General features: G+C 32.3%; 10 protein-coding genes. 6 read left to right on the top strand and 4 right to left on the bottom strand.

The window, feature by feature from the left end; all coding sequences use genetic code 11:
• Positions 1-47 precede the first annotated feature (47 nt).
• Positions 48-1892: a PorP/SprF family type IX secretion system membrane protein gene (locus tag ABNT22_RS12660; RefSeq protein ID WP_348713710.1), complete on the bottom strand. Its 1845-nt coding sequence runs from the start codon at positions 1890-1892 to the stop codon at positions 48-50.
• A 5-nt stretch (positions 1893-1897) separates the two neighbouring features.
• The gene (locus ABNT22_RS12665; RefSeq protein WP_348713712.1) at positions 1898-4126 is read right to left on the bottom strand and encodes an immunoglobulin domain-containing protein; all 2229 of its coding nucleotides are present in this window, start codon (positions 4124-4126) and stop codon (positions 1898-1900) included.
• Between the two features lie 346 nt (positions 4127-4472).
• Here ABNT22_RS12665 and ABNT22_RS12670 point away from each other — a divergent pair, with 346 nt between their 5' ends.
• From ABNT22_RS12670 to cmk, 3 genes are all read left to right on the top strand, one after another.
• A complete protein-coding gene (locus ABNT22_RS12670; RefSeq protein WP_348713714.1) occupies positions 4473-6197 on the top strand; it encodes a hypothetical protein in 1725 nt (574 codons plus the stop codon).
• A 296-nt stretch (positions 6198-6493) separates the two neighbouring features.
• A complete protein-coding gene (locus ABNT22_RS12675) occupies positions 6494-8290 on the top strand; it encodes a hypothetical protein (protein ID WP_348713716.1) in 1797 nt (598 codons plus the stop codon).
• Between the two features lie 144 nt (positions 8291-8434).
• A complete protein-coding gene (gene cmk, locus ABNT22_RS12680; protein ID WP_348713718.1) occupies positions 8435-9121 on the top strand; it encodes a (d)CMP kinase in 687 nt (228 codons plus the stop codon).
• Between the two features lie 67 nt (positions 9122-9188).
• Here the strand turns inward: cmk and ABNT22_RS12685 are convergent, their stop codons facing one another.
• A complete protein-coding gene (locus ABNT22_RS12685) occupies positions 9189-10232 on the bottom strand; it encodes an RluA family pseudouridine synthase (RefSeq protein ID WP_348713720.1) in 1044 nt (347 codons plus the stop codon).
• 25 nt (positions 10233-10257) lie between these two features.
• Positions 10258-10839: a PASTA domain-containing protein gene (locus ABNT22_RS12690; protein ID WP_348713722.1), complete on the bottom strand. Its 582-nt coding sequence runs from the start codon at positions 10837-10839 to the stop codon at positions 10258-10260.
• Positions 10840-10994: 155 nt separating this feature from the next.
• On the opposite strand from ABNT22_RS12690, the gene ABNT22_RS12695 reads away from it, so the two are divergent.
• The 3 genes from ABNT22_RS12695 to ABNT22_RS12705 all read left to right on the top strand — a co-directional run bounded on the left by ABNT22_RS12695 (position 10995) and on the right by ABNT22_RS12705 (position 14251).
• Entirely contained in the window at positions 10995-11972 is a 978-nt protein-coding gene (locus ABNT22_RS12695; protein ID WP_348713724.1) for a D-alanine--D-alanine ligase, read from the top strand.
• 3 nt (positions 11973-11975) lie between these two features.
• Positions 11976-12428, top strand: coding sequence for a pantetheine-phosphate adenylyltransferase (gene coaD / locus ABNT22_RS12700; protein ID WP_348713726.1), 453 nt, complete (start codon positions 11976-11978; stop codon positions 12426-12428).
• A gap of 71 nt (positions 12429-12499) precedes the next feature.
• Positions 12500-14251 carry a M14 family metallopeptidase gene (locus ABNT22_RS12705; RefSeq protein ID WP_348713728.1) on the top strand — a complete coding sequence of 584 codons (1752 nt, stop codon included), beginning with the start codon at positions 12500-12502 and terminating at the stop codon, positions 14249-14251.
• Positions 14252-14268 lie beyond the last annotated feature (17 nt).

The following is a 14268-nucleotide window of genomic DNA, read 5'->3' on the forward strand; positions in this document are numbered from 1 at the left end:
CAAGGGGAATTGAATTCTTCAACTAATGTTTTGTATACAAATGTAATTTATTTTATATGAATAATAGATTTTCGGTCATAAAATGAACCGTCTAAATTATTATTATACATACGTATAGCTTCTTCTCTACTATCCGTTTTAAATATATAGGTATGGTAATAACCTGTTGCAGGATTTATGAAATATCCAGCATCTATACCATCACTTCTTAACTCGTCTACGTTTCTATCGGCATACGACTTTAAACCATTTACATATACTTGTAAATAATACCCAGGCGCTATACCGTCAGACTTCGATAATGTTCTTACTCTCGCAGGTGGTTGCGACTTTTGTTCTCTATAAGACCCTGATTCACCACCTAAAGTTATTTTCACTTTATATACAGGATCTTTTACCTCTTTCTTAACTTTAATTACCACATCATCTTCATCTTCATTTTCAAACTGACGTGTACTATCATTAAAATCTTCTAACATTTCATCGGCATCCTCTTCCTTTGCAAACCTATCTACATATACATAATATATTTTCTTCTTAGGTTCAAATACATATTTAACAATATCAGAATCTTTATTTCTACTTTTAAACTTATTAATTAAAGCATCTGCATTATCTTTGTTTCTAAATTGATCTAACACAATATAGTACATAGTACCTCCGCCACCAGCTCTTTCTACATAACTCTTTCTCCAAGGCTTATCACTTCTTCTCTTTAAAGAAGTATCTTTATTGGCAGCTTGTTCCGCTGGTTGTTGAATAATTGTAGTTGTATTTTGCGGTTGATTCTTTAATAATTTTAAAATCTCATCAACCTTCTTATTTAAGATATCTATTGAATCCTGAGCACGTTGTATTTCATCCGATAAATCATTATGTTCCGGATTGTTGTATTCATTTTTAGGTTGTGGATTGGTACGTTCTGGTAAAGACACATTCACCTTTCCAGTTCTTCTAGTTGGAATTCTTCTTCTTTTAATAGTTTTCTTTCCGAAGTTATAAATGATACCTACTTCATTGGTAGATGCAAAATCAGACTTTTCGTAACTAAATCCAATGGCTAATTGATCCGATATATTCACACCAACTCCAGCTGAAACTCCAAAATCTTTATCATATCCTACCTTTACCCATCCTGCTTTTGGCAAATCAAATATTACATTTCCAGCATAACCAAAATCTCCTTCACCAGGCTTCCTTGCTATTCCTAAAAAACGTAAATCTGCTCCTTCCATCAAACCTGTTGCGTAGGTGAATTCATGAGAGTACATTGCATGCGCAGAAATTGTTTTTTCTCCAAAATCAGTTGCTAACTCACTGCTTTTCAAATTAAAATCTAATAAATTCTCAAAAAACACTCCTACATCAAATCTTCCAAAAGAAACTGTAACGGCTGGTTGAAACATTACTACTGGGACATCTTGAAAATTCGCTACTTGCGGATCTGGAACAGTTGAGTTTACTTTCAATCCATCTGCACTTCTTCTACTATATAATAAGTTAAAACCAAAAGTTAAATCCATGGTTTCATTCAAACGCAATCTATGTGCATAGTTGGCAATAGCTCCAAAATCTTTAAACACACCAACTTCTTGTTGATATACCGCAATACCCGCTCCTACATTTTCACGCATTTTACCAGAATATGCTCCTATATACACTCTTGGATTATCTTCAAATTCTATATTACCATTACGAACTATGGCTGTTAATGAAGTTTTATTTTCTCGTAAAGCAGAAAAAGTCGGTACCGTTAAGAAACGATTAAACTTCATAAAACTACGAGAGTTAAACGTATTATACTCTTGCCCACTACCAGATGTTTGAGCTTGAAGCAATGCTCCACTCAATACACTAAACAATACAGTATAAATTGCGTACTTTTTTACCATACTTTTTAATCTAAAACAGAAATTGTACCCGCTTTGATGAGTACATCTTCTCTTATTATTTTATAATAAAATACTTTTTGAATTCCTAAATTTTCAACTGGCCAATTGTTTTGATAATCCGTCGTTTTAAACACTTCTTTACCATTTGCATTGTATATAACAATACTAACTGTTGGTTGAAATGCCAGTCTATTTGTTATTTGCCACGTATCATTAATACCATCTCCATTAGGTGATACAATATTTGGTACTATTTCTTGATCATCTTGTTCTACAGCTTCAATTGTTTTTACAACACTACAAGTACCTACTGTAGCCACTATTGTATAAAAACCTAAAGCACTTACATCTAAAGTTTCATTGGTAGATAAAACAGCTCCTGTTGTATCTGCTCCTTCATACCATACATAGGACTCTGCACCACTCGCAGTAACTGTTACTGTTTGACCTTGTTGCAAAACTACCTTATCTGAAGGAGTTACTTCAATAACAGAATCATCAAAAGGCACTACCTCAATTGGACCCATGTCTTTTGAACAATTGGCATCAAAAAATTTTAAGGTATACACCCCAACTTCTGTTACGGTGATGGTTTGTTCATTCACTGCAAATGGAGTTGTTTCATCATCTTTGTACCATTCATATGTATACCCTGCATCAAGTTCATCAATTGTGTAGCTAATATTTCCTCCTGGACAAAGTGAGTTTGATGTTTGGCTTGAATTAATTAACGGATCGGGAGCTATCAACTTAATATCCAAGGTATTGATAGAGTTGGTCTTTATATTTCCTGCTGGGCAAGAAGCAACTTCTAACACATATGCTCCATTATCTACATATGAATCTACCCTATATTCAACAGTGGTTGCAGAAGGAACCATTGCTCCATCTTTATACCATTGGTATGTTAAACTTGTTAATCTATCTTGACTTAGTTCATATTCATTATCATCAGTTCCAATCGCTTTAATACCAACTACTTTTAAAATAGTTGAATTAGTATTACATTCTTCATAATCTTCTGCTCTTATTTCTGTACTAAATTCTTTTAAACCGAATAATTCATAAACTTCAGAATCTACAATCGCATTACAGGTAGAGCTTCCTACTTCAGTAACCCTAGCAAAATACTCTCCCGGATCTCTAGCATTCATTTCAGGTTGTGTTCTAGAAGGTAATGGAACATTGTCTTTATACCATTGTATGGTGGCTGAAGCTGGAACCCCCTCTATTTTAAGTCCTATCGTTTCACATGGTAAAATCACATTTTTACCTGCATCTACTGTGGTAATAGTAAAACCTGCTGTAGTTTGTTGCTTCAATTCTACTTCAGCAGCAGACTCTACCGAACAGCTTCCATCTTTTGCTATAATTTGAACTTTATAGTTTCCAAACTGACCTGCATTTGGGGTTGTGTAGGTAGGTGCTGTTGCTCCGCTGATTGCAGAACCATCTTTGAACCATTGATAATCATACAACACAGTATCTTGCGTGGTAGCCTCAAAAGTATGGGTTTGATCTCCACATATCTCTACTTCACTTGGCCCTAGGATTTGAGCATCTGCTGGTGTAAGACCTGTAACAATAGCAATAATAGTTTGTCTATTTCCACAAGCTCCATAATCTATTCTAGCTTGATATCTCCCCGCTTCTGAAACGGTTAATCGAGGTTCATTTGTAGTTGTAAATGGTGTTAACGCTCCGTCTTTAAACCATTGAAAAACTCCAGTTTCTCCATCTAAATTTGCTATTTCAATTGTAAAAGTATCACTTCCACATAATACTTCATTAGCATCAACTAATGTTAAAATAGGACCATCTCCTATCATATCATAGGCTGCAAACACATCTGATTCTGGACTTGTTGATTCAGGGTTACTTGATTTCACTCTAATTTTATAACCTGTTCCATATGTACCGTTTGGTAATTGAAATCCTAAATCAAATTTAAATGCAGCATTCAAACTTGCATCTTGAACTTCCTTCACCTCTGTAGGCGAGGCAAAACTTCCACTCGCATCTGAAAGTTCCAAAATAAATTTATTATCACTGGCAAAAGCAGTTCCTGAAAAATTTATCTCTACTATAAAATCTTTTTTGACATTCGTATCATCACAAGCACTTGTACCAAACTTTAAATCAGGTTTTAATAGTGTTTGCCCAACAGTACTGCTAGTACACAGTAAGCATATGGTTAGTAAACAAAAAGTAAGCTCCTTAATATGTTTATACATCTGAGGGTTCTTTTAGGGGATATCAAAATTACACTTTTATTATTAGTATTTACTCAAATTTTGAACAAATATTAACATTTAAAAATATAAAATGCACTTTACATGTGCAACTAATTCTATATAACGTTAAAAAAAACTTAAAAGTATACGGACTCTTCTTTTAAAGATTTTACCTTTTAGAATTTGTTAAAAAAAATTAAACAAAGACATAATTCAGTTTAATTCCGTTTATTTGTAACTGTAAATATGCTATGAACGTATCTACAAAAATTGTACAACCCATTTAAAATTAATTTATTCACTCAGATGTCTTTGACTTAAAAAAAGACTTCTAAACCCTTGTATTATGAAAAAAAACATTACTCTTTTTTTAGGGCTATTGCTATGCCTTAGTTTGAACTCCTTTGCTCAGGTTACTTTTACCGACACTAATTTTAAAAACGCACTATTAAGTAATCCAGCTATCAATACCAATGGTGATGGGGCAATTAGTTTTGCCGAAGCAGCTGCTGTAACCAACCTTACTATAACAAATAAAAGCATATCAGATTTAGATGGTCTTGAACATTTTATAAATGTTGAAGTACTTGATTGTAGTAATAATAACATTGAAGAAATTGATACTAGCCCTTTAACCAAACTTAAATTTTTAATTGCTGAAAACAACTCTATAAAAACCATTGATGTACGAACTAATACTCTTTGGACCTTACGTTTATCAGGAAACCCTTTAGTGCATGCCTATTTAACAGGACCAAGCACCTTTCAAATAGAGAGTATCTTCGGAGTAAGTTTTTCAAAAGACAAGATTGAATACGTGTGTATTAGCGCTGCCCAATACGGAGTACAAGATAATGGTGTAGATCACAAATATTTCTGGGATAGTTTAGGTAGTGCCTTGCATATTGGTGATTGTACAATCCAAGCACCCCCTACTTGTCCAATTATCAATTTTGCTGATATTAACTTTAAAAACGCATTATTAAATCATTCTCCGGTAATTGATACTGATGGTGATGGTGAAATTTGTATCGATGAAGCTGAAGCTGCTACTGGTTTATTCTTATACGCTAAAAATATTTCTAACCTTACAGGTTTAAATCATTTTATTAATATTGAAACCCTCTATTATTCTGACAATAACCCAACAACCAATATACACCTAAACAACAATACTAAGTTAAAAAATCTTATATTAAGAAATCAACCTATTACCAATCTTGATATTTCCAATAATCTTTTACTGGAAAGTGTACAAGCTTTTAACTGTGGTTTAACTTCACTTGATATCACCAACAACATAAACTTAAAAACATTAGATGCTTCACAAAATGAATTAACAGAAATAGATATTAGTAACAACTCAAGTTTAACAGACATTAATTTACAAAAAAACAAATTAAGTAACTTTAATATTACACCTAACAATAGTGGTTTAAAATCTATTATTTTGTACTTTAACCAAATAAAAGAAATCGATATTAGAAATTGCACTTCTGTAAATACTATTGGAATTGCTGACAACCCTCTTTTAGAAAAAGCCTTCCTTACAGGTAATCATACCTTTTATGATTCTTCTGGTTCCTATGCATCTTTTGCTGATACTGTAAATTGTCCAAACCTAAAATTCGTATGTGTTAACAATGTTTCGTTTTTCAACACTATAAAAGAATTAATTACAATAACTTGGGGAAATCCTGATTGTACTGTAACCACTGATTGTAGTTTAAGTACCAGCACTCCTTCTTTTGATTCTCTATTTGTTTTAGGACCCGTTCCAACAATTGGCACTATGTATTTAACAAGAAGAGATGCTAGCACCATTGTACAATCTGCAGACATATACAATGCAAGTACAGGAGCATTAGCGAAAAGAATAGCCTTAACTTTTGAAGATGGTTTTGCTGTAAATCCAACTAGAGGCTCTTCTCCTGGTGGAACTACTAAACCTCTTGGAGATCCTAATTCTGCTTTAATAGATTGTACTGACCTGTTACCAGGAACCTATATTTTAAAGGTATATAGTACGAATGGTACGGGAACATTCTCTAAAACATTTGTAAAAATTTAAACCTTAATGTAAATTTTACAAAGCATATTTACCATGTAAACAAGGAAGTTAACGCTTCCTTGTTTTTTTGTTGATATCTTATCCATTTTTTTAGAATCACTCAACATTTGTCTTTTAATTTCTAGTTTAGAACTTCATAAAAAAACTTAAAAAAAGATTTACTTCAATTTTATTTCGTTTATTTGTAACTGTAAATATGCTATGAACGTATCTACAAAAATTGTACAACCCATTTAAAATTAATTTATTCACACAGATGTCTTTGACTACAAAAAAGACTTCTAAAACCTTGTATTATGAAAAAAAACATTACTCTTTTTTTAGGGCTATTGCTATGCCTTAGTTTGAACTCCTTTGCTCAGATTACTTTTACCGACACTAATTTTAAAAACGCACTATTAAGTAATCCAGCTATCAACACCAATGGTGATGGGGCAATTAGTTTTGCCGAAGCAGCTGCTGTAACCAACCTTACTATAACAAATAAAAGCATATCAGATTTAGATGGTCTTGAACATTTTATAAATATTGAAGTACTTGATTGTAGTAATAATAACATTGAAGAAATTGATACTAGCCCTTTAACCAAACTTAAATTTTTAATTGCTGAAAACAACTCTATAAAAACCATTGATGTACGAACCAATACTCTTTGGACCCTACGTTTATCAGGAAACCCTTTAGTGCATGCCTATTTAACAGGACCAAGCACCTTTCAAATCGAGAGTATCTTCGGAGTAAGTTTTTCGAAAGACAAGATTGAATACGTATGTATTAGCGCTGCTCAATACGGAGTACAAGATAATGGTGTAGATCACAAATATTTCTGGGATAGTTTAGGTAGTGCCTTGCATATTGGTGATTGTACAATCCAAGCACCCCCTACTTGCCCAATTATCAATTTTGCTGACATCAACTTTAAAAATGCTATTTTAAAGAATTTTCCTAGTTATGATTTAGATGGAGATGGAGAGATTTGCATCGATGAAGCGGAAAAAGTCAAAAATTTATATGGATTAACTAACGAAAACATTAATGATATTGGTGGAATAGAATATTTTAAAAATTTAGAAACGATTGGTGTTTCTAACAATAATATAACTTCATTAGACTTTAGTCAAAACCCTAAATTAATTGATGTTCAAGCCTCTAACAACAACATTAACAATGTAAACTTTACACAAAATGTTATTTTAGAAAATTTTTATCTATCTTCAAATCAATTATCAGAAATTGACCTTAGTAATAATACAAAACTAATAAGTGTTTCTATAAACAGTAACCAACTTAGTCAATTGGATGTCAGTAACAAGCCTAATTTAATTACTGTATTAGCTATTAACAACCAAATCACTTCTTTTAACACTGATAATTGCAGCTCTTTAAATTGGGTACAAATTTGGGATAATCAAATAACTTCAGTTAACTTGGGTACAAACACAAGTCTGGAAAGATTTCAAATTTCAAATAACAAACTATCAGAAATTGATATTAGAAACTGTAAAATAAAAACTCTTGATGTTAGTGATAATCCTTCATTAAAAAAAGCATTTTTAACTGGAGACCATACAATTTATAATAGTTTTTCAGATTTCTTACCACCTACAAGTGGATCAACATCAGGCGTGAACATCTCTAACTGTCCTAACTTAAGTTTTATTTGTGTTAACAATGTTTCATTTTTTAATGATATAAAAAATTACATCACAGGCATATATCCTGGATGCACTGTAACCACTGATTGTAGTTTAAGTACCAGCACTCCTTCTTTTGATTCTCTATTTGTTTTAGGTCCCATTCCAACAAATGGCACTATGTATTTAACAAGAAGAGATGCTAGCACCATTGTACAATCTGCAGACATATACAATGCCAGCACAGGAGCATTAGCGAAAAGAATAGCCTTAACTTTTGAAGATGGTTTTTCTGTAAATCCAACTAGGGGCTCTTCTCCTGGTGGAACTACTAGACCTCTTGGAGACCCTAATTCTGCTTTAATAGATTGTACTGATTTGTTACCAGGAACCTATATTTTAAAGGTATATAGCACGAATGGTACGGGAACATTCTCTAAAACATTTGTGAAAATTTAAACTTTAATATAAATTTTACAAAGCATATTTACCATGTAAACAAGGAAGTTAACTCTTCCTTGTTTTTTTGTTGATATCTTAATCTATTTATCTTGTCTTTTTTTTTAGAAATCTCCCGTATATTTGTTGCCTATTTTACCATATATGACTTCAAAAATTACCATAGCTATAGACGGATTTTCTTCTACAGGAAAAAGTACCATTGCAAAACAACTTGCTAAACAACTTGGGTATATTTATGTAGATACCGGTGCAATGTATAGAGCAGTTACGCTATATGCTATGCAACAAAATTATGTTTCAGATAATCATTTTGACGAGCATAAATTAATTGGAGATTTACCCAAAATTTCTCTTTCTTTTTCATTTAATGATTCTTTAGGTTTTGCTGAAATGTTTTTGAACGGACATAATGTGGAACAACCAATTAGAACTATCGAAGTTTCTAGATTGGTAAGTAAAGTAGCTGCTGTTTCTGAAGTTAGAAAAAAATTAGTAAGCGAGCAGCAAGAAATGGGGAAAAACAAGGGAATTGTAATGGATGGGCGCGATATTGGTACGGTAGTTTTTCCAGATGCAGAGTTAAAGTTATTTATGACCGCTTCTGCTGATAAACGTGCAAAACGACGTTATAAAGAGTTACTGGATAGAGGTGACAATGTAAATTACGAAGAAATTTTACATAATGTACAAGAACGTGACAGAATTGATTCTACCCGTGAAGACTCTCCTTTAGTAAAAGCAGCAGACGCCATTGAGTTTGATAATTCAGACATGGGACTTGAAGAGCAGTTCGAACGTATTATGCGCTTGGTAAATGATAAGATATAAATCAATTTAACAACATAAAAAAAGCAGTGAAAAATTCACTGCTTTTTTTATGTTATCTCATCTTATTTTACTCATCCTCTAACTCTAGTGTTGAGTTTTCAGAATAACGCTTCCATTTCTCTAAACAATCGGTGATATCTTTAGGTATTTCTGAATTAAATTGTAAAAACTCACCCGTAGTTGGATGCGTAAATCCTAAGGTTTTTGCATGTAAGGCCTGTCTTGGCAACACCTTAAAACAATTATCTACAAACTGCTTGTATTTTGTAAAAGTGGTTCCTTTCAAAATTCGATCCCCACCATAACGTTCATCATTAAAAAGTGTATGACCTATATGTTTAAAGTGTGCTCTAATTTGATGTGTTCTACCTGTTTCTAATTTACATTGCACCAACGTTACATAAGTATATCTTTCTATTACTTTAAAGTGTGTAATAGCTGGTTTTCCATGCTCTCCATCTGGAAAGACATCCATTTGCATTCTATTGGTAAAACTTCTTCCAATATGTCCTTCAATAGTACCGCTATCTTCATCAATATTCCCCCAAACTAAAGCATAGTACAAACGTTCTGTTGTACGGTCAAAAAACTGCTTAGACAAATGTGCCATAGCAAATTCTGTTTTTGCCACAACTAACAGTCCACTCGTATCTTTATCTATTCGATGTACTAATCCAGGTCGATCGCTACTATTGTTTGGTAAATTTTCGATATGATGAATCAATCCATTCACCAAGGTCCCAGAATAGTTTCCATGTCCTGGGTGTACTACCATTCCTGGCTCTTTGTTTACTACAATCACCTCATCATCTTCATACACTATATTCAACGGAATATCTTCTGCAACTAATAAGTTTTCATGTGGTGGGTACGCTAATACCACTCTCACCACATCTTTTGGCTTTACTTTGTAGTTTGACTTTACTGCAATATCATTTACTAACACATTTCCAGCCTTTGCTGCTTGTTGTATTTTGTTACGTGTAGCATTTTCAATAAAGTTCATTAAAAACTTATCTACTCGCAATGGCTCTTGTCCATCAGTTGCTACAAAGCGATAATGTTCGTATAATTCGTCGTTATCTATTTCTTTATTCTCGTGCTCTTTCATCAAAAAATCAATCTACATTTCTTCATTAATTAGCATTACCATCACCTAAAATTAGGTCGATTGTTGATTGCTTTGGTAAACTTGTTCCTGGTTCTAATTTTTCTCCTTTATACTTCAATCCTCTTACTACATTCTTACCTATATCTCTCACATAAGTTATATTGGTTCCTACTTTAAATCCAATAGAGCGTAAATGTGTCGTCGCTTGTCTTTGCGTACGTCCATTTAAATCAGGAATTAACACATCTCGGTACTTAGATGGATTTAGGGTTAAGTATATTTTTCTCTTTTCCTTTACAAAATCTCCTGGTTCAGGATTTTGCTCTAATACTGATTTATTTGGATAATTCGGATTGTAACTAGCACTATCAATTACTACATAGTCTAAATCCAATTCATTCAATTTTGTTTGTACATCAGCCAAAGACATTTTATGCAAGTTCGGCACCTGTATTTTCTGACCATGGTTTGTAGTTACCCCTAACCACCACTGTAACAAAAACACAAAAACCAAAATACCCACCACGGCAAAAATGATTTGTTTTAAAAATGATTTACTTTTTAAAAATTGAAATAATCCTTTAAGGTTCTCAGCAAAATTACTCATAGTTTTTCTTTAAAAGGTCGGACAAATTTACCATAAAAATATTAGTATTTTTAAATACTAAACAATTAAACGACTTTTTTTGGTAAGTTTGTATATGAGCTTTCAAATAGAAGCTAAATCGTTTTTTAAAAACTTCTACAAAAGAGACTAAACAAGTGAAGAAAAATATAGCCATTATCATGGGAGGATATTCTTCGGAAGTAGCAATATCCTTAAAGAGTGGAAATGTAGTATACAAACATCTAGACAAAGAAAAATACAACGCATTTAAAGTTCATATTTTAAAAGAAAAGTGGGTATTAATAGACGAAAACAATAACGAATACCCAATTAACAAACATGATTTTTCTGCTGAAGTTAACGGTACAAAAATTACGTTCGACTGTGTTTTTAATGCCATTCATGGTACACCAGGCGAAAATGGAGTTATTTTAGCCTACTTTGATTTAATTCATTTAAAACACACCTCTGCTCCATTTTACCAAATGGCTCTTACCTTTAATAAACGAGATACTTTAAGTGTTTTAAAACAATACGGAATTCCAACGGCTACTTCTATTTATTTTGATCAAGGAGATGCGGTTTCTAATGAAGAAATAATAGCCAAAGTAGGACTACCTTGTTTTGTAAAACCAAACAATGCAGGTTCTAGTTTTGGTATTTCTAAAGTGAATAAAAAAGAAGAATTAACAGCTGCCATTGAAAAAGCTTTTAAAGAAGATTCTGAAATATTGATTGAGAGCTTTTTAGATGGTACAGAAGTGTCTGTTGGAGTTATTGATTATAAAAACGAAACTAAAGTTTTACCGATTACTGAAATTGTTTCAGAAAATGACTTTTTTGATTACGAAGCAAAATACGAAGGTAAATCACAAGAAATTACCCCTGCCAGACTTACTAAAACACAAGAAAACAATGTGGTTGTCATGGCTAAGCGAGTGTATGAAATTTTAAACATGAGTGGATTTTCTCGTTCTGAGTATATTTTTGTAAACGACGTTCCTCATTTTTTAGAAATGAATACAGTTCCTGGTTTAACCGAAGCAAGTATTTTACCTCAACAAGCAAACAAAGCAGGTATCAGTTTATCTCAACTTTTTGGAAATGCAATTGAAACAGCTTTAAACAACTAACTTATGAAAAGAGCTATTTTTCCTGGATCATTTGATCCAATCACCCTAGGTCATGTTGATATTATTGAACGTGGTGTAACCTTATTTGACGAATTAATTATTGCCATTGGTGTTAATGCCGATAAAAAATATATGTTTTCTTTAGAAGAACGAAAGCAGTTTATTGAAGAAACATTTAAACATGAACCTAAAATAAAAGTAGTAACCTACAGCGGACTTACCGTTAACTTTTGCAAAGAACAAGAAGCTCAATTTATTTTAAGAGGTCTAAGAAATCCTGCCGATTTTGAATTTGAAAAAGCCATTGCCCATACCAATCGTAAACTTTCAGAAATAGAAACTGTTTTCTTACTGACTTCTTCAGGTAAAAGTTATATCTCCTCTTCAATTGTAAGGGATGTTATTAGAAATAATGGTGATTATACAGGTCTGGTTCCAGATGCAGTTAGAGTTTAATTCTCCTCTTCAAAAAAGGAATAAAATACTTGAGTTATACCCATTCTCAATAACCCATAATATTGAATCACATGCGTAAGATATTTTTTATCATTAGTAGTTTCGTTTTTCTATTATCATGTCAATCTAAAAAAGAAACTTCTTTTGATTTTACAACAACCTTTGAAAAATCTAAGGGTCTTGAGACTCCTACCTACCAAGAAGTCATTACTTTTTATAAAAATTTAGCCAATACCCATCCTGAAATTTCTCTTTTTGAAATAGGAGAAACTGACGCAAGAAAACCATTACATTTAGTAGTTTTCAATGCACAAGGTGCTATAGAACAATCACAATTAACATCTTCTTCTAAAAACCGAATTTTGATTAATAACGGAATTCATCCTGGAGAATCTGATGGTATTGATGCTTCTATGCTTCTTTTAAGAAATCTTGTTCAAAATGACACTCTAAAAAAACAATACCAAAACTCGTTAATTTGTGTTATTCCCGTTTATAATATCGGAGGCGCTTTGAACAGAAATTCACATACAAGAGCCAATCAAAACGGGCCTAAAGAATATGGTTTTCGTGGGAATACAAGAAACTATGATTTAAACAGAGATTTTATTAAACAAGATACTAAAAATGCTGCTGCTTTTGCGGAAATTTTTCATTTAGTCAACCCTGATGTTTTTATTGACAATCATGTTAGCAATGGTGCTGATTATCAATACACTTTAACTCATTTATTTACTCAACATAATAAACTAGGAGGTAATTTAGGCATGTTTTTAGAAAACACTATGCGACCAGAAATAGAAAAAAATCTATCCAATAAAAACATTCCTATTACTCCTTATGTAAATGTTTGGGGGACCACTCCTGAAAGTGGTTGGAATCAGTTTTATGATTCTCCAAGATATTCTACTGGATACACTACACTTTTTAACTGTTTAGGGTTAATGGTGGAAACACATATGTTAAAACCCTATAAACAACGCGTAGAGCAAACCTATGAGCTAATGCTATCTGTATTCGATATTTCGCAACTACATACTTCAAAAATAAAAAAACTGCGAAGTGAAGCATTGCAAAACATTGTTGATAAGGGTAACTACCCTTTACAGTTTAAAGCAGATAGAAATAACCCTTCTACATTTAATTTCAAAGGATATGAAGGTGAAATTATAGATAGTAAAGTTACCAATGGAAAACGCTTGTTTTATGATCGAACTAAACCTTACATCAAAGAAGTAAACTATTATAATAATTATATTACTACTAAAGAAATAAAGGTTCCTAGTGCTTATATTTTACAACAAGGATGGCATAAAATTGTTGACAGACTTGTTAACAACAAAATTGAATTTACGCGTTTTGAAAAAGACACCACTTTGACAGTAACGGAAAATCACATAGTGCATTTCGAAACAAGAAAATCTCCTTACGAAGGACATTATTTACATTACAACACTGTAATCAGGTCTTCTGAAAAAATGGTAAGCTTTAAAAAGGGTGATCTTTACATTCCAACTAATCAATCTGGAATACGATATATTATTGAAACCTTAGAAGCTGAAGCCACTGATTCGTTTTTTAATTGGAATTTCTTTGATACTATTTTACAGCAAAAAGAAGGATATTCTGCCTATGTTTTTGAAGATATTGCTGAAGACTTCTTAAACAATAATCTAAAAATCAAAGAAGAATTTCAAGAGAAAATAAAGACCCAAGAAGATTTTGCTAGCAATCCAAGAGCTCAATTATATTGGATATATCAGCAAACACCTCATTATGAAAAAGCTCATATGAAACTACCTATTTATAAAGTAAACTATTAAAAAAAGCCTCATTCACA

It is taken from the genome of Tenacibaculum sp. 190130A14a, assembly GCF_964048965.1.
Taxonomy (GTDB): Bacteria; Bacteroidota; Bacteroidia; order Flavobacteriales; family Flavobacteriaceae; genus Polaribacter; species Polaribacter polynesiense.